The following is a 16,652-nucleotide window of genomic DNA, read 5'->3' on the forward strand; positions in this document are numbered from 1 at the left end:
CGCGTGACGGGTACGGCAAACAGGTGGTGGTTGCTGTTTGCCGTACCCACAGCTCTGCTGGGAGTCCTGATCGCCTGGGGCCTCGCCAGCCCGTCGGGACCCGAATCGTCGAGCACGGTCCGCGTTCTCGCGATCGGATGTGGTTCGTTGACCCTCGGCATCGCGACGCTCGCCTGGATGGGCCGCAGTGAACGCCGCCCGGCGACAACCCCCGCCGTCATGTGGACTCAGCTCACCGCGGTGGCAGCAGTGTGGCTCGTCGCCGAGATCACGCTCCTCGTGCTCAATGCCGCAGCGGCCGACGGCGCCCCGGTCACCTCGCTGACCATCGGGCACTTCGGCGCATTCGTCTCCGAGGTCAACGTCGGCCGCGTCGGCGTCGCGATCATCGCGTGCGCGTTTGCCGTCGTCTGTTACGGCATCTACGGATTCACCAATCCCGAGACGGTGCCCGTCGCACCGGCATTGGTCGTCTCCGCGTTGGCGCTCGCTGCCCGCCCGATCACCGGGCACATGGCGCAGCAGAGCTTCGGATCGATCCTCGACGCCGTTCACGTCCTCGCTGCGGCCTTGTGGTTCGGCGTGCTCGCCGCACTCGCGCTTGCCGTACCGTCGCGCGGTGCCTGGGCGATCTGGTTGCCCAAGTACTCCGCTCTCGCCTGGCGATGCGTCCTCGCGCTGGTCGTCACCGGTATCGTCAACGCCGTCGTGCGACTCGACTCACTCTCCGCCTTCTACGACACCGCATACGGCCGGGTGATCCTCGCCAAGATCGTGGCGATCGGACTGCTCGTCGCCCTGGGATGGTGGTGGCGCCGGACATGGGTGGTCGCGAGCGCTGCACACCGCATGAGTTCGGACGGATCCCTGCGTCGCGCCATCGGTGAAGTTGTCTTCATGGCCATCGCATTCGGGCTTGCCGCGGCCCTTGCGACAACTGCGTAAGACGTGCCTCAGCGCGACATTTCGTGACCCGCACATTTAACGTTTCACGTCGAGATTTAACCTCTGCGTGAGTTTATTTTCCCAGCTTGCGGCGGTTTCCGGCCCCCCTTAGCGTTGCTCGCATGACGGAGGCCCAACGCTCGTTTCTCGTCTGCGCTTCGCAGCGCAGCGGCAGTACTTTGCTGGTCGAATCCCTGCGAGCAACCGGGGTTGCGGGTGAGCCGGAAGAGTTCTTCCAGTACCTCCCCGAGACCTCGCGATCGCCGCAACCGAGGCAGTGGTTCGAAGACGTCACGGACGAGTCCGTCCTGGGTCTGCTCGCCCCGTTCCACCCGGGCACGCCGGACACTCGCACCTCCGAACAGTGGCGCACACAACTTCTCGAACTCGGCCGAACCCCCAACGGAGTCTGGGGTGGCAAGCTGATGTGGAACCAGACGCCGCTCCTACTCGATCGCGCGGCCGGATTGCCCTGGCGCAGTGGGACGGACCTACGTTCAGCACTCCACGACACCCTCGATCACGACCTGCAGTTCATCCACGTCTATCGAGAAGATGTCGTCGCTCAAGCTGTGTCGATGTGGCGCGCCGTGCAGACACAGGTTTGGCGCGACGACGCGACTCCACCGAATCTCTCGGACGGTGCGCAGTACAACGCAGTCGGAATCGCGCACCTGGTGACGATTCTCGGTGAGCAGGAACGCCAATGGAAGCGCTGGTTCGAAGAAGAGGACATCTCTCCCATCGAAGTCGGGTTCCGCGATCTCACCGAAGACCCGCAGTCCGTGGTCGCAAAAACCCTCATCTCCCTCGGCCTCGACGGACAACTGGCCCCGCCACCGCCGCTGCGTCGTCAGAGCGACGGACGATCCCGCGAATGGGTGCAGCGTTATCGCATCGACGCCGAACAGAACGGATATCCCGTCACATGAGCACCGTCACCGATGTCGTCGACGAACTCCGAGTTCTCGAATCCGAAGCGGTTCACATCATTCGAGAGGTGGTGGCAGAACTCGAAAGACCGGTACTGCTCTTCTCGGCCGGCAAGGACTCGATAGTCCTGCTTCGTCTGGCCGAGAAGGCGTTTCGGCCCTCCCCACTCCCTTTCCCGGTCCTGCACGTCGACACCGGTCACAATTTCGCGGAGGTCATCGAATTTCGCGACCGTCGAATCAAGGAGGGCGGGCACACACTTCTGGTTGCTTCCGTTCAGGATTCGATCGACCAGGGCAGAGTGCAGGAGTCGACCGAGACCAGCGGATCGCGAAACCGCCTGCAGACCAGAACCCTGCTCGACGCTCTCGAAGCTGGAAGGTTCGACGCCGCGTTCGGTGGCGCCCGCCGGGACGAGGAACGTGCGCGCGCCAAGGAAAGAGTCCTCAGCTTCCGGGACGAGTTCGGCCAGTGGGACCCGCGAGCGCAACGGGCCGAACCGTGGTCGCTCTACAACGGTCGGATCAGACGCGGCGAGTCCGTTCGTGTCTTCCCGCTGAGCAACTGGACCGAACTCGACATCTGGCGCTACATAGCCCAGGAGGAACTGGAACTGCCGTCCATCTATTTCGCGCACCAGCGGAGGGTATTCGAGCGCGACGGAATGCTCCTCGCTGCTTCCGAATTCAGCACCGACGCCGAGAACGCCGCGGCAACGACCGAGTGGGTGCGATATCGAACCGTCGGCGATCTGACCATCACCGGTGCCGTTCGATCTCATGCCACCACCATCGACGACGTCGTCACCGAAATCTCGGCCGCGACGGTTTCCGAACGAGGCGAGACTCGCGCAGACGACCGAACGTCGGTCGCCGCGATGGAAGACCGAAAGCGTGAGGGCTACTTCTGATGACGACCACCATCACTCGCCAACTCCTGCGGCTGGCAACGGCGGGTAGCGTCGACGACGGCAAGAGCACGCTGATCGGACGACTGTTGCACGACACCGACAGCCTGCCAACCGATCACCTCGATTCCGTGACCGACGAGCACGGTGTCGCCGACCTGGCTGCACTCTCCGACGGACTACGTGCCGAGCGTGAACAGGGCATCACGATCGACGTCGCGTACCGATTCTTCTCCACCCCGACAAGAAGTTACGTACTCGCCGACACCCCGGGGCACGAACGCTACACGCGCAACATGTTCACCGGAGCATCCAACGCTCACGTAGCGGTCCTGCTGGTCGACGCGAGGACCGGCGTGTTGCGTCAGACGCGCCGGCACGCCAGAATCGCCGCACTGCTCGGTGTTCCGAACCTTGTAGCCGTGGTGAACAAGATCGATCTGGTGGACTTCGACGAAGCGAGATTCGCTCAGGTGCAGGAAGAATTGCGGGCCTTGGCACGGCAAGTCGGACGCGAGGACGTACTCGCCATACCGGTCTCCGCGAAAGCCGGCGACAATGTCGTGACGCGGTCCGAGAACACCGCGTGGTACGAGGGGCCGACGCTCCTCGAGTACCTCGAAGGCGTCGAACTCCATGCGCCCGCGACGCACATCGAGGAGCTTCGGCTTCCCGTGCAATGGGTTTCGCGCCCCGATCCGCAGAATCGTCGCCGGTACACCGGCCGGATTTCGGCAGGCACACTGAGCGTCGGAGACGAGGTAGTGGTCCTGCCGTCCGGATCGAAGAGCACCGTGATCAGTCTGGACACTCTCGACGACAACCGCAGTACTGCCGTTGCACCACTGTCGGTTTCGGTGGAACTGGCCGACGACATCGACGTCGGACGTGGCGACGTTCTGGTCAGCGGCGGTGCGCAGGCTCATTTGCCGGTTCTGGCCCGAGAACTCGAAGCCACGATCTGCTGGTTGTCCAACACACCGTTGCGCGCGGGCGATCGGATAGCGCTCAAACACACGTCCCGGACCGTGCGAGCGACCGTCCAAGAACTGCACACCCGTCTCGATCCTGAAACGCTCGACGAGCAGGACAGCCCTGTCGAACTGGGACTCAACGATATCGGAACGGTCACGCTCCGAACCAGTTCCGTGGTGGTCGCCGACACCTACGACCACAATCGGGACTCTGGCGCCTTCATCCTGATCGACGAGCAGAGCAACGACACCGTCGGCGCAGGCACCATTCTCGAACCACGCGTCGTCGTTCCCGGCGAGCAGACCCGCAACGACATCAAGTGGCATCCGTCCTCACTCGAACGTCAACGGCGATGGGCGTCTACCACCCAGAGGGGCGCGACGATCTGGCTGACCGGCCTTCCTGCCTCCGGAAAATCCACCGTCGCAGTCGCTGTCGAACGTGCGCTCGTCGACGCGGGACGCACCGCGTATCTGCTGGACGGTGACAACGTCCGCCACGGTATCTCCGACGATCTCGGGTTCTCGCCGGGAGACCGAGCCGAGAACATCCGACGCGTCGGGCATCTCACTCGACTGTTCGCCGACGCCGGCGTCGTGGCGATCGCGTCGATGGTTTCGCCGCTGCGTTCGGATCGAGCAATTGCGCGCGCTCTCAACGAAGCTGCCGGACTCACCTTCCTCGAAGTTGCCGTCACCACTCCCGTCGAAGAATGCGAACGTCGAGATCCCAAGGGCCTGTACGCTCGTGCGCGGGCGGGTGAACTGAAGGGGCTCACCGGAATCGACGCGCCTTACGAGACGCCGGAGGACCCGGACCTGGCATTCGACACAACCGGCGCTGACATCAACGAGCTGGTCGAGCGGGTCATCGCATTGCTGGAAGAGCGCGAAGCCGCAAGGCCCTAGGGATTTTCGGTGTCCGACTCGAGGTAACCGCGGTCCGCACTGTAGGCGGACCGCACGTTGGGTCGGACACCGATCTTCTCGAGGTACGCCGCCATGCGGTGCACCGCCATCGCGCTTCCCAATGCCTCGTCCGGGAGACGATCGTCGGTTTCGGCGCGCCACGTGTGAAGCTGCGAGGACAATTCCGCCTGTATTGCCGAGACTTCCGGTCGATCGATCAGATTGATCTTCTCGTCCGGGTCGGCACGGAGGTCGTACAGCTCCCGGGGTGCGCGTACCGCAAGATGCTCGGTGCCGAGCGCTTTTCCGGAAAGACTGTCCTCGATGTCGAGCGGTAGATCCAGAGCCGGGCGGACGGCGTAGTTCTCGATGTAGCTGTAGTCCTTGGTTCGCACCGCACGAATGGGATCGAAGCTGTCGTGAAAGGTCTTCTCCGTGAACAGGGAAGTACGAACGGGTTCGGACGGTTCAGTTCCGCGGTCGACGAGGGCATCGGCGTGCGAGCGCCCTTCCACCTCGGTGGGGACGTCGATTCCGAGCAGATCGAGAATGGTCGGAACGAGGTCCACACCGCTGAACAGTGTCTCGTATTCCTTTCCGCCACTGCGATACCGCGCGGGAGGCCGAGCGATCAAGGCAATACCGGTGCCCGGGGCGTAGAGCGTCGACTTGGCGCGCGGGAACGCCGCGCCGTGATCAGTGAGGAAGAAGACCCAGGTGTTCTCGTCGAGCCCCTCTTCCTCGAGGGTCGCGAGCAGTTCCCCCACCGCGGCGTCGGCCACCTCTACGCTGCCGTGGAATTCGGCCAGATCCTCGCGCACCTGTGGCACGTCCGGAAGGTATCCGGGGACCTCCAGGGCTGCGGTGTCCGCCGGGGTATAGCGATCGGCGGGGTACGGGCGATGCGTTTCGAAGAATCCCGTGGTGAGCAGGAACGGCTCGGGCGGGAAGCGTCGTAGCCAGTTCTGGGCACGCGGAACCACGTAGTCGCAGAACGAGTTGGTGACGTCGTACTCGTGGTAGCCCAGTCGCTTCGGATACGCAGTCTCGTGCTGCATGCCGAAGAGCGAGGTGTACCAACCGTTGTCGGAGAGGATCTGCGGGAGCGTCTGCACCTCAGCGTGGTACTCCCAGCCGTGGTGCGCCAACCCGATCAGACCGTTGTTGTGTGGATACCTGCCCGAGAAGAGCGATCCGCGCGAAGGCGAGCACAGCGGCGCCGTCGCGTGTGCGTCGGTGAACCGGATGCCTTCTGCCGCCAGCCGGTCGAGATGGGGGCTGTTGACCCCGGCGACACCGTAACTCGCGAGGTGCCGCCCCAGGTCGTGCCAATGAATGATCAGGACGTTATCTCGCGCAGCCGACACGTGGGCAAGGCTAGTTGCCCCGCCCACCTGCGGCAACAGCTCGAATCAGCAGGATCTCAACTGTTTCTGCCGAGTTGTCTGATCCATCCGCGGGTATCGGCCGGATCGATGACGTCGTCCAGTTCGAACGTGGTCGCCGCCATCAGCGCCTTGCCCTGTGCGTAGGCCAGTTCTACGAACTGACCGAACAGCGTTTCCCGAGCCACCGGATCTTCGACGGACTCGAGTTCCTTGCGGAAACCGAGACGCACAGCACCTTCCAGACCCATCGGCCCGATCTCGCCCGTCGGCCACGCGACCGTGAACTCGGGGGCGTGGAAGGAACCACCGGCCATTGCCATGGCGCCCAACCCGTAACCCTTGCGCAGGATGATCGTTCCGAACGGCACGGTGAGGCGAGCACCGGCAACGAAGAACCTGCCGAACCTTCGAACCGTCGCCTCCTCCTCCGAATCCGGGCCCACCATGAATCCCGGTGTGTCGCACAGCGTCACCAGAGGGATGCGGTGCGCTTCGAGCAGTTCCAGGAAATCCGAAGCCTTGTCCGAGGCTTCCGCGTCGATCGCGCCGCCGAGATGCTCGCTGCTGTTCGCCAGCACACCGTACGGAACTCCTTCGACACGAACGAGTGCGGTTACTACACCGCGTCCGTAGTCTCGACGCAGTTCCAGGACGCTGTCGACGTCCGCGATTGCGTCGATCGCTCCACGAACGTCGTACGAGCGCAGGCGATTCTCCGGCACCACATGCCGCGAGAGCCGCGGATCCGGAGCGGTCCACTCTCCGCTCGCACCCTGGAAGTAGCCGAGGTACTGCTTGGCCAGCGCCACCGCATGAGCGTCGTCGTCAGCCACCAGGTGTACGACGCCGTTGCGGCGCTGCACGTCGATGGGGCCGATGTCCTCGGGGCGAAAGTTTCCGAGCCCGCCGCCCTCGACCATGGCAGGACCACCCATCCCGATGTTGGCGTCCGGTGTCGCGATCAGGACGTCGCACGCGCCGGCCAGGGCCGCGTTGCCTGCGAAACAGCGCCCGGACACGACGGCGACCATGGGCACCCGCCCGCTCAGCGCCGCCATGGCGCGGAAGGTTCCCAGCTCGAGGCCTGCCCCGGCGCCGGCGTCGGTGTCACCGGGGCGACCACCGCCGCCTTCCGCGAACAGCACTACCGGAACTCGCTTGCGATCGGCGATCTCGAGCAGGCGGTCGGTCTTGGCGTGATTGCGCATGCCCTGGGTACCGGCCAGCACCGAGTAGTCGTACGAGATCACGACGCTCTCGCCGCCGCTGATGGTCGCTACTCCGCCGATCAGTCCGTCGGCGGGTGTGTTGGCGATAAGGTCTTCCTCGCTTCGCCGACTGCGCTGCGCTGCCAACGCGAGAGCGCCGTACTCGACCAGGCTGTCGTCGTCGACCAGGTCGTAGACGTTCTCGCGAGCAGTCCGCCGCCCCAGCTTGTGGCGTTTCGCCACTGCCGCGGGCCGCGCCGCGTCCAGGGTCACCTCGTGGCGAGCGATGATTTCGGCGAGGTCGGGACGTACGTCGTCGAGGTCCACCTCGTCGACCTCGGCGAGCTTCGATCCCGCGCTCGCGCTACGGACGACGAGCAACGGTTCGCCCGCACTCACCGATCTCCCCGGTGACGACAGGACCCGGACGACTTCGAGGTCACCGGGCGCCGAGAGAACATGCTGCATTTTCATCGCTTCGAGGACGGCAACCTGGCCACCCGCATGGACGCCGTCACCGACTGCGGCAAGTTCGACGACGATTCCCGCCATCTGTGCACGGACCACGTCCTCGTCCGGCGCGATGTCCACACTCGCGGAGGGTGTTTGTGGGCCCGCTTCGGGAACGAGGTCCGCCAATCGAGAACCCAACCAGTCGACGTCGACCAGACCGTCGCGGAAGTCCTTGTCGGACAGTATTGCCTGCAGAAATTCGAGGTTGGTCGCCACACCGTCGATGGCGAACTCACTCAGAGCAGCAATCGACTTACGCACCGCGGCAGGGAAATCCGATCGACGCGTGTGGGTGATCACCTTTGCCAAGAGCGAATCGTAACGCGCACTCGGCGAGAGCCCGACCATGCCGAAGGTGTCCACGCGCACGCCGGGTCCGCCCGGAGGAGTGAAGTTGTCGAGCGTGCCCGACGAGGGCAACGCATTGCCGTCCGGCGTCATGGATTCCATGTTGACGCGGGTCTGGATCGCGATTCCCGAAGCGTTTGCCACGGATCCGACTGTCTCCGAGCCCTTCTCGACAGCGATGATCCCTGTTGGCAAGTCCAAGTTCTCGAACGGAACTCCGTCCGCGATCGCGAGCTGCACGGCGACGAGATCGATTCCGGTGACCTCTTCGGTCACCGTGTGCTCCACCTGAATTCGGGGATTGACTTCGAGGAAGACGAACCCGCGTTCCTCGACCAGGAACTCGACCGTCGCGATGCCTCGATAGCCGACCTCGGCGCACAGCCTCGCCGCCGCAGCGTGAAGACGCTCGCGCAGGGCCCCCGACAGCCCCTGCGCGGGCGCAACCTCGATCAACTTCTGATGGCGACGTTGGACGCTGCAATCGCGGTCACCCAGAGCGAGCGCGTGGGTTCCACCTTGCCCCGGTGCCGCCACGATCTGCACTTCGATGTGCCGAGCGTGCTCACTGAGTACCTCGGCGAACAGTGCCGAACTGCCGAATCCCGACTGGGCTTCGGCCGCACACACACGGTACGCGTCGTCGAGCGCTTTCGGGTCGCGCACCGCGCGCATGCCGCGGCCACCGCCGCCGCTGAGCGCCTTGATCATGATGCCGCGGGAGTTGCGCTCGAAGAATTCACGCACCTCGTCGAGGTCGGCGTTCGCCGATGTCGACGGCAGGACCGGCACTCCTGAGTCGACCGCCGCAGTGCGGGCGCTGGCCTTGTCGCCGAAAGTCCGGAGAACCTGGGCGTCCGGGCCGACGAAGACGATGCCCGCCTCGGTACACGCCTGCGCGAATTCGGCATTCTCACTGAGGAATCCGTAGCCCGGGTGCACGTGCGTGGCGCCCGTTTCGGCCGCGATCTTCAGCAGTGCGCTCTGATCCAGGTACGCGGATGCGCCCGACGCTCCGAGCGGCACCGACTCCGTGGCCGCCGCGACGTGCGGACTGGACGCGTCGTCCTCGGCGTACACCGACACCGTCTCGATCCCGAGTTCACGGGCAGTTCGAATGATCCGCAGCGCAATTTCGCCGCGGTTCGCAATCAGCAGTCTCACTTGTCCCCCTGAGTGCGCTCGAACAGATCGCCCTTGCGCACCTTTCCTGTCGCTGTCATCGGAAGCGCCTCGAGCACTTCCACTTCGGGCACCTTGTACGTGGCCATGTTCTCCTTCGCCCACGAGACGATCTCGTCGGCCACAGTGTCGGAACCCTCGACCAGTTGGACAAACGCAAAAGCCACCTGCCCCTTGTCCGGGTCCGGTTTCGGCACCACCGCAGCCTTTTCGATCGCCGGGTGCAGCATGAGCAGCGCTTCCACCTCGGAGGGAAAGACACTCATGCCGTTGGTCTTGATCATTTCCTTGTTCCGCGCCAAATAGTGCAAACCGCCACGCTCACTGAACTTTCCGACGTCACCGGTCTGCAGCCAGCCGTCACGGATGGCGTCGGCGGTGGCCGCCTCATTGCGGTAGTACGCGGAAAGGATGGACGGGCTGCGCACGATGATCTGCCCGTGCTCGCCGACGGGAACCGGCCTGCCGTCGTGATCGACGATCAGAACGTCGGTGCCGGGCACCGGAATTCCGCAGAACACCGGCTCGCTTTTCAGGTCGTAGTCGCCGTCCTGGAAGCCGAGGGTGATCGTGTCCGCGGTGTGGGTTTCGGTCATGCCGTAGCTCGCTTCGCGCAGAACGCCGCCTGTAGCCTCGCGCCACCGCTGGCGCGTGGCCGGATCGAGTTTGAGAACGAACGAAACTGCCATGACGTTCTGGAGTGTCGAGAGATTTCGCTCCGCGAATCCTGGCGTGTCCATCAGTTCGACGTAATTGTCGACAGTTCCGACCAGCGAGGTCACGCCGTAAGCCTCGACAGCGTCGAGCGTGGTCTCCGCATCCCAACGATTCAGCAGGACCACGGTTCCGCCGTTGACGAGCGGAACCAGGATGCCGAAGTCCTCACCTGCGATCCAGAAGATCGGCAGAAACACCAGGGACACCGGCGGATTGGCACCCACCTGGTCACCGCCCGCAAGCGTCGCGGTGGCCGCGGTGTAAACCATGTGGCGCTGAGTGTGCTCACAGCCCTTGGGCATTCCCGTCGTTCCGCCCGTGTAGTTCAGGGCGGCGAGGGAATCGAGTTCGGTGGCGACAGGAGTCGCCCGCTCACTGGTGATGATCGACTGCCAGTCGCTCAGGCGCGGATCGTCGACCTCGAAGGGCAGTTCGACGGTCGGGATCGCCGTCAGCATGTCCGACACTGCAGTCTTCGCGACGTGTTCGAGTGGAGTCTGTGAGCGAACCTTCTTCACCAACTTCGAGAAGGTGTTCTGCGTCAGTAGGACCTTGACGCCGGCATCGTTGAGTTCGTGAATCAATTCATGTTCACGGAAGAGTGGATTGATCGGCACGTGAACCGCACCGACCTTGAGAATGCCGAGCATCGCGATATGGAACTGAGGGCAATTGACCAGGTGAACGCCGACGCGATCGCCGCGTTCGACTCCGAGTGACAGCAGCCATCCGGCAAAACGATCCGAAAGCTCGTCGTATTCGGAATACGTGATGACCCGGCCGTAGAAGACGATGGCAGGAGTATCCGGCCGCTCGATCGCCCAATGCCGCAAGTAATCGACAAGTCCCCCACCTTCGAGCGGATACTCGACGGCGCGGGGAATGCCGGCGGGCCAATTCGCTTGTTGCAGCGCAGAGATCTCCGCCAGAGCCGCTTCGAGCACGTCTTGTTCTGCCACCGATCACTCCATTCGTAAAAAAATCTATTTCGACTCTTCGAACCCGATCAACCGCTCGGACATCGTCGTCATATCTGCAATGAACTGGTTCTGCTCTTCGACACTCGCCTTACTCAGTCGTGCTCCACCGGCCATCTGTGCGTCCGAGATCATCTGAACGAGCACCGGGGGCGAAACACAGGGATCTACGTCGTGAACCCGTCGAATCCGTTCGACAAACCGGACGTAGCGGCTCACGAGCTTTTCGCGAACCGCCGACCAACTGCGCTCGACCTCGGAATCCACCCGCGCCCGATGCTCGATCACCGCGAGCAGGTCACCGTAGGTGTACACGGCCGTGATGAACGCCGACGTGGTCGTTCGGAGAACTTCGCGTAGATCCTCGGCCGCCGGGCCCTCCATGTGCTGAGCGTCGAGGAAGCGTCGGCACATCATCTCGGCGACGGCGCGGAAGACCTCGTCCTTCGACGAGAAGTACGCGTAGAAGGTCGCCCGGGACACATCGGCCCTGGTCGTGATCGTCTCGACCGTCACGGCGTCGTATCCGAGTTCGCCGAAGCAGAGGGCAGCGGTGTCGAGCAGTCCGGCACGGCGTGGACCGTCGCCGAGTTTGCGGGCTGTCCGCGCTCGCTCCTGCGTTTCGCTGGTGGTCACCGTCACAGTGTGTGTTGACGTTGACGTCAATGTCAAGAATCGCGGGCCCGACGCCCCACTTCGGCTTTTTGTTCGGGTCACCCTTTCACACCCCGCATATCGGGTGTAAGACTCTGCCTCTAATGTTTTTCGCCTTTCCCAGAAGGAGTCAATTCCGTGCCGGAAGAATCCGCCTCGCCCTCCTATTCCACAATCAAGGAAACAGTTGCAGCTTTGATGCCGGCACTGGAGTCGGAACTCGTCGAACTTGTTCGTATTCCGTCGATAGCAACAGAAGGTTTCCCCAGCGAGCCCCTGTTCGAGGCTCACGACCTGATCGTTTCTCTATTGGAGAAGTCCGGAGTCACGAAGATAGAGAAACTCGAAATAACAGGTAAAACTGCGCCGGTCATCATTGCAACAGTTCCCGGTCCAGAGGGAGCCCCGACCGTATTGATGTATTCGCATTACGACGTCGTTCCCGCCGACGACGTCGAACTCTGGGATTCACCGCCTTTCGAACCGAGCAAGCGTGACGGCGCGATTTACGGCCGCGGTACGGCAGATTCGAAGGCAAACGTCATCGGCATGATCGGCGCGCTTCGCGTCTTCGACGGAAAGCCGCCAGTGACGGTCAAGCTCGTCATCGAAGGCCAGGAAGAATTCGGCAGCCCCTTCGACAACTATCCGCCGGAAGCCCCCGAATTGTTTGCGGCCGACGCAATGGTCATCGCCGACGTCGGGAGCGTTCGACCCGGATCACCGACCCTGACCGTCGCACTGCGCGGATCGGCCCAGGTGATCGTCGAACTCACCACTCTCGGAGCCGACAAGCACAACGGCCTCTACGGCGGCGCCGCACCGGACGCCCGCCTCGCGCTCATCCGCGCACTGGCGTCGCTGCACGACGACAACGGTGACGTGGCGGTCGACGGCCTCATGCGCGAACCGTGGACCGGCAGTTCATACACCGAGGACGAGTTCCGCACCCTCGCCGAGATCCGTGACGGGCTTCCGCTGCTCGGAACCGGCGGCATCGGCGAACGCATCTGGTCGGGCCCGGCCATCACCGTGACGGGAATCGACGCTCCCCCTGTGGACGGTGCGGTCAACGCCGTCGCAAGCACGGCCCGCGCCGTGATCAATCTGCGCGTACACCCGCGCCAACCTGCCATCGAGGCGCAGGCTGCTCTGGTCCGGCACCTGGAAGCCCTGCGCTCCTTCGGTTTACAACTGACTGTCACCGCGGGAGAAACCGGCGACGGGTTTGCGGCAGCCGAAGGTGGACCGGCCTTCGACGCGGCATTGTCTGCATTATCGCAGTCGTGGGGTGAGCCGGCCGGGCTGATGGCAGGCGGCGGCTCGATCCCCCTCGTGATGGCCTTGGATACAGCAGTGCCCACCGCCGAGAAGCTGTTGTTCGGCGCCACCGACGGTTACGCGAACATCCACGGCCCCAACGAACGCGTCCTGCTCGACGAGCTCGAGAAGGCCGTCGTCGCCAAAGCACTGTTCTTCCAGGAGTACGCACACACCTTCGAGGGGAAGAAATGAGCACCGAGACCGATACGGGATCCGCGCAAACGCCCGCCAAGAAGAAGTTCGAGTTTCCCGGTGCGGTCACGATGCTCGCGATCGTCACCATTCTGGTCTGGGTTGCGGCACTGTTCATTCCGGCCGGACGCTTCGGCATCGACGTGGACGGCTCACCCGTTCCCGGCAGCTTCGAGACCGTCACGTCTCCGCTCTCGTTCTGGGAACGAATCCAGCAACTGATCCTCTCCCCCGTGAACGGCCTCTACGGCGTCCAGGATTCGATCACCGGGTTCGTCGACACCGACAACATCGGACGGCTCTTCGGTTCGGTCGGCGTAGTCCTCTTCATCATGGCGCTCGGTGCGTTCATCTCGGTCAGCTTTGCCACCCGCAGCCTGGAAACCGCTGTCTCCCAACTCGCTACCAAGCTCAGCGACAAGGGCTGGTTGCTCATCACCGTCATCATGGTGCTGTTCTCGCTGCTCGGTTCGACAATGGGCTTCTCGGTCGAGACGTTCGGCTTCTACGCCCTGCTCATCCCGCTGATGACGGCACTGGGTTACGACCGCATGGTCGCGGCCACCATGATCATCCTCGGCGCTCTGGTCGGAAACATGGCGTCGACCGTCAATCCGTTCTCGATCGGCGTCGCCTCCGGTGAGGCAGGCGTCTCCATCGGTGACGGCATCGTGCTGCGCGTGATCCTGTGGATCGTATTGACCGCTGTGGCAGTGGTATTCGTTCTCCGCTACGCCGCAAAGGTGAAGAAGGATCCGTCCAAGTCGCTTGTCGGTTTCGACATCGCGGACGACGAAGACGAAGAGCCGGCCGAGCCGGTGGACATCGACGGCAAGCTCACCGGAACTCAGAAGCTGGTACTGCTCATCACCGGACTCACCTTCGGACTGATGATCTTCTCCGTCATCCCGTGGTCGAGCATCTTCGGCGCCACTACCGGTCCGGCCGAGTACGACGCGTACCACGTCACGGCAACCGAGCCCTACTGGTTCGAGTTGAACTGGTGGTTCCCGCAATTGGCGATGCTGTTCATCCTCGCCGCCGTTCTCGTCGGCATAGTCGCGAAGATGGGTGAGAAGAAGATCGTCTCCCTGATCACGCGTGGAGCCGGCGACATGGTCGGACCGGCGATCGTCATCCTGCTCGCTCGCGGCGTCTCGGTGATCATGACCAACACCGAAACCCTCGACACCATCCTCAACGCGATGGAGCAATTGGTCAGCGGCGCTTCGGCGGGGGTCTTCGCGATCCTGGTGATGCTCGTCAACATCCCGCTGGCGTTCCTGATCCCGTCCAGTTCCGGTCACGCCACCCTGGCGATGCCGCTGCTCGCACCGCTGGGCGACTTTGCCGGAGTCAGCCGAGCACTCGTCATCACCGCCTTCCAGATGGGCCACGGCCTGATGCTGATGGTTGCCCCGACCAACGTCGTCGTTGTCGGAGGGTTGGCCATGGCGAAGGTCGGCTACGACAAGTTCCTGCGCTTCGTCTGGCCACTGCTACTGATCAACTTCGTGATCGTTGTCGTGGTGATCGGCGCGGCAGCGGTATTCGAGTAGTTCAAGCGTGGTGGGCCTCGCGTGCCGCCGTCTCCAGACGGTCGGTGTACTCGGCCCACCACGCCTCATCGCCGGGAGCCAGATTGTTGTCGCCCGCCTTCATCCCAGCGGCGCCGTCGATCAGCTCCCGCACGATGTCCGCGTGGCCGGCGTGCCGATGGATCTCGGTGACAACGTGAACGAGTATCCGGTGCAGTGTGACGTCGCGACGATCCTCCGGCCAGTGCTTCACGAAGCCGGGGGCGTCCAGATCGTGCTCCTCGATCGTGGCGTCGGCGAAAGCCCAGGTGCGGCGATAGGTTTCGACGATGTCGGCAGTGGACTCGTCGGCGCGGGCCCACATGTCGACGTTGAGTTCCTCCGAACGCAACCACGCGGGGAGATCGGGAACCCGACGGCCGAACGTAGGACCGAAATACCCGAGCTCGACGCCAATCATGTGTTTGACCAGACCCAACAAGTTGGTCCCTGTCCGGGTCATCGGGCGCCGAATGTCATACTCCGACAGCCCGTCGAGCTTCCAGACGAGCACGTCGCGCGCTGCCTGCAGGTACCGCTGGAGATCTTCCTTTTCCGAGTTGGTGGTCATGAAACCAACCTAAACCGAGTGGAGCAGACATTGACAGCGGTCGAGGATCTGACCGAGGTTGCCTCCCGGGCCGTCGCCGCCGAGCGTGACGCCCGGTCGGTGCGCTGGCACAACCCGGCAGCCGTCCGCAAGGCTGCCGCGGCCGTCCGTGATTCGCTCGACGACGAACGATCAGCGCTGAGCCGACCGTCGTACAGCGGGTTGTCGCCGTCGCCGCACATGGCGCGCCAACTCGAACTGATCACGACGTTGCAGCCGCCACTGCCCGCCGACGCCGGCATCGGCACCGCCGCGCAGGCCGAGGCCGACGCCGTCGCCGCGGTGACCACCGCACGGATAGCCTTGCGCGCCGCCCACCTTGCGGTTCTCGAAGCACGCGTCGCCGCGCTCGATGCCGGTGACACCGATACCGTCGCCGCCGCGATCCGCGGTTACGTCCCGCTGAACTCTGGCAACCCCGTCGTCCGCCACGTGCAGGATCTCGGCTCCCGGATCCGTGAGGAAGCACGGCACGTGGTGAGTGGTAAGCCTCGGTCGATCGCTTTTCGGCTGGGGCTGAGCCTCGGAATGGGCTTGGCGTACCTGGCATTCATTCGCCTCTTCCAGTGGGACGCCAAGGAAGATCGACTGCCTTATCTTGCGCTGTACGCACTCTCGGGTGTGGTCGGAAGCGTCGTGTGCACCAATGCGCTCAGCTTCGACGCCGGCCGCGTCCGTGCTGCGTTGTCAGGTGGAACCAGACTCTGGCACGTACTGGTCGCGAAAAACGCGGTGATGCTGCTTCTCGTCGGCAGCGCCGGGTTCCTGCTCAGCGCCGTCCTCGCGTGGCGCTCCGGAAGCAGTGCCGACCTGGTGAAGGCGTGCGGCCAGGTGCTGACCATGATCCTGCTCTGGTTGGGGGTCGCGAACGTGATGTCGGTGAGCTTGCCGCTGCGAGCAGAACCGATGACGGCGCGGCGCCACGACGGCACGTGGAAGCAGTTCCTGCTGTCCTTCGTCATCTCGTACGGTGTCGGACTGATCGTCAATCTGATGCTCTACTGGCGCGTCTGGGCAAAGACGACGCTGCTCGAGCAGATGGGCGGTCCGTGGATTCCGGTCCTGCTGCTCCTCGCGAGCGCGGCCGCGACGTGGCTGTTGCTGACCGTGCTGGCCGTACTCCTGGCCGAGCAACCGCGCTTCCGTCGCGCCTTGCACCGGGAGATGGTGGTCTACCGCGAAGAAACCAACCACTTGCAGGCGACCACTCAGCACAATTCCGGCTAATGTAGCCGTGCGTGGCTGATCCGGGCACGTCGCGAGTACACGCAGTGTCGAGGAAGGCGTGACCCATC

General features: G+C 63.8%; 12 protein-coding genes. 7 read left to right on the forward strand and 5 right to left on the reverse strand.

Translation table 11 applies throughout. From position 1 onward, the window contains the following. Positions 1 to 3 precede the first annotated feature (3 nt). The 4 genes from ABIE52_RS21290 to cysC all read left to right on the forward strand — a co-directional run bounded on the left by ABIE52_RS21290 (position 4) and on the right by cysC (position 4,668). Positions 4 to 945 (forward strand): CopD family protein, encoded by a 942-nt coding sequence (locus tag ABIE52_RS21290; RefSeq protein ID WP_003944164.1) that lies wholly within the window; start codon positions 4 to 6, stop codon positions 943 to 945. Positions 946 to 1,067: 122 nt separating this feature from the next. Continuing rightward, positions 1,068 to 1,877 carry a trehalose 2-sulfotransferase gene (gene stf0, locus ABIE52_RS21295; RefSeq protein ID WP_007735934.1) on the forward strand — a complete coding sequence of 270 codons (810 nt, stop codon included), beginning with the start codon at positions 1,068 to 1,070 and terminating at the stop codon, positions 1,875 to 1,877. Further along, positions 1,874 to 2,788 (forward strand): sulfate adenylyltransferase subunit CysD, encoded by a 915-nt coding sequence (gene cysD / locus ABIE52_RS21300; RefSeq protein ID WP_030535867.1) that lies wholly within the window; start codon positions 1,874 to 1,876, stop codon positions 2,786 to 2,788. The genes stf0 and cysD overlap by 4 nt, the downstream gene beginning before the upstream one ends. Continuing rightward, the gene (gene cysC / locus ABIE52_RS21305; RefSeq protein ID WP_058038087.1) at positions 2,788 to 4,668 is read left to right on the forward strand and encodes an adenylyl-sulfate kinase; all 1,881 of its coding nucleotides are present in this window, start codon (positions 2,788 to 2,790) and stop codon (positions 4,666 to 4,668) included. The genes cysD and cysC overlap by 1 nt, the downstream gene beginning before the upstream one ends. Here the strand turns inward: cysC and ABIE52_RS21310 are convergent. From ABIE52_RS21310 to ABIE52_RS21325, 4 genes are read right to left on the reverse strand one after another with little or no spacing between them, the layout of a single operon-like run. Beyond that, on the reverse strand, positions 4,665 to 6,035 hold the full coding sequence (locus tag ABIE52_RS21310; RefSeq protein ID WP_003944134.1) for a sulfatase family protein: 1,371 nt from the start codon (positions 6,033 to 6,035) through the stop codon (positions 4,665 to 4,667). The two genes, cysC and ABIE52_RS21310, sit on opposite strands and share 4 nt — an antisense overlap. Before the next feature lie 56 nt (positions 6,036 to 6,091). Continuing rightward, positions 6,092 to 9,289: a carboxyl transferase domain-containing protein gene (locus ABIE52_RS21315; RefSeq protein WP_192712842.1), complete on the reverse strand. Its 3,198-nt coding sequence runs from the start codon at positions 9,287 to 9,289 to the stop codon at positions 6,092 to 6,094. Then, complete coding sequence (locus ABIE52_RS21320; RefSeq protein ID WP_192712841.1) at positions 9,286 to 10,983, reverse strand: AMP-binding protein; 1,698 nt, start codon at positions 10,981 to 10,983, stop codon at positions 9,286 to 9,288. Before ABIE52_RS21320 ends, ABIE52_RS21315 begins: the two co-directional genes overlap by 4 nt. A 24-nt stretch (positions 10,984 to 11,007) precedes the next feature. Further along, positions 11,008 to 11,643: a TetR/AcrR family transcriptional regulator gene (locus tag ABIE52_RS21325; RefSeq protein WP_054828442.1), complete on the reverse strand. Its 636-nt coding sequence runs from the start codon at positions 11,641 to 11,643 to the stop codon at positions 11,008 to 11,010. Positions 11,644 to 11,793: 150 nt separating this feature from the next. Between ABIE52_RS21325 and ABIE52_RS21330 the strand changes: the two genes are divergently transcribed. Together ABIE52_RS21330 and ABIE52_RS21335 are read left to right on the forward strand one after the other, a co-directional pair. Then, complete coding sequence (locus ABIE52_RS21330; protein WP_192712840.1) at positions 11,794 to 13,170, forward strand: M20/M25/M40 family metallo-hydrolase; 1,377 nt, start codon at positions 11,794 to 11,796, stop codon at positions 13,168 to 13,170. After that, positions 13,167 to 14,729: a YfcC family protein gene (locus ABIE52_RS21335; protein ID WP_054828443.1), complete on the forward strand. Its 1,563-nt coding sequence runs from the start codon at positions 13,167 to 13,169 to the stop codon at positions 14,727 to 14,729. The genes ABIE52_RS21330 and ABIE52_RS21335 overlap by 4 nt, the downstream gene beginning before the upstream one ends. Position 14,730: 1 nt before the next feature. Here the strand turns inward: ABIE52_RS21335 and ABIE52_RS21340 are convergent, their stop codons facing one another. Continuing rightward, a complete protein-coding gene (locus ABIE52_RS21340; RefSeq protein ID WP_192712839.1) occupies positions 14,731 to 15,318 on the reverse strand; it encodes a DinB family protein in 588 nt (195 codons plus the stop codon). An 18-nt stretch (positions 15,319 to 15,336) separates the two neighbouring features. Between ABIE52_RS21340 and ABIE52_RS21345 the strand changes: the two genes are divergently transcribed. Further along, on the forward strand, positions 15,337 to 16,584 hold the full coding sequence (locus ABIE52_RS21345) for a hypothetical protein (RefSeq protein WP_192712838.1): 1,248 nt from the start codon (positions 15,337 to 15,339) through the stop codon (positions 16,582 to 16,584). Positions 16,585 to 16,652: the final 68 nt, after the last annotated feature.

The sequence above is a fragment of the Rhodococcus sp. OAS809 genome, from assembly GCF_040546695.1.
GTDB lineage: Bacteria > Actinomycetota > Actinomycetes > Mycobacteriales > Mycobacteriaceae > Rhodococcus_F > Rhodococcus_F qingshengii.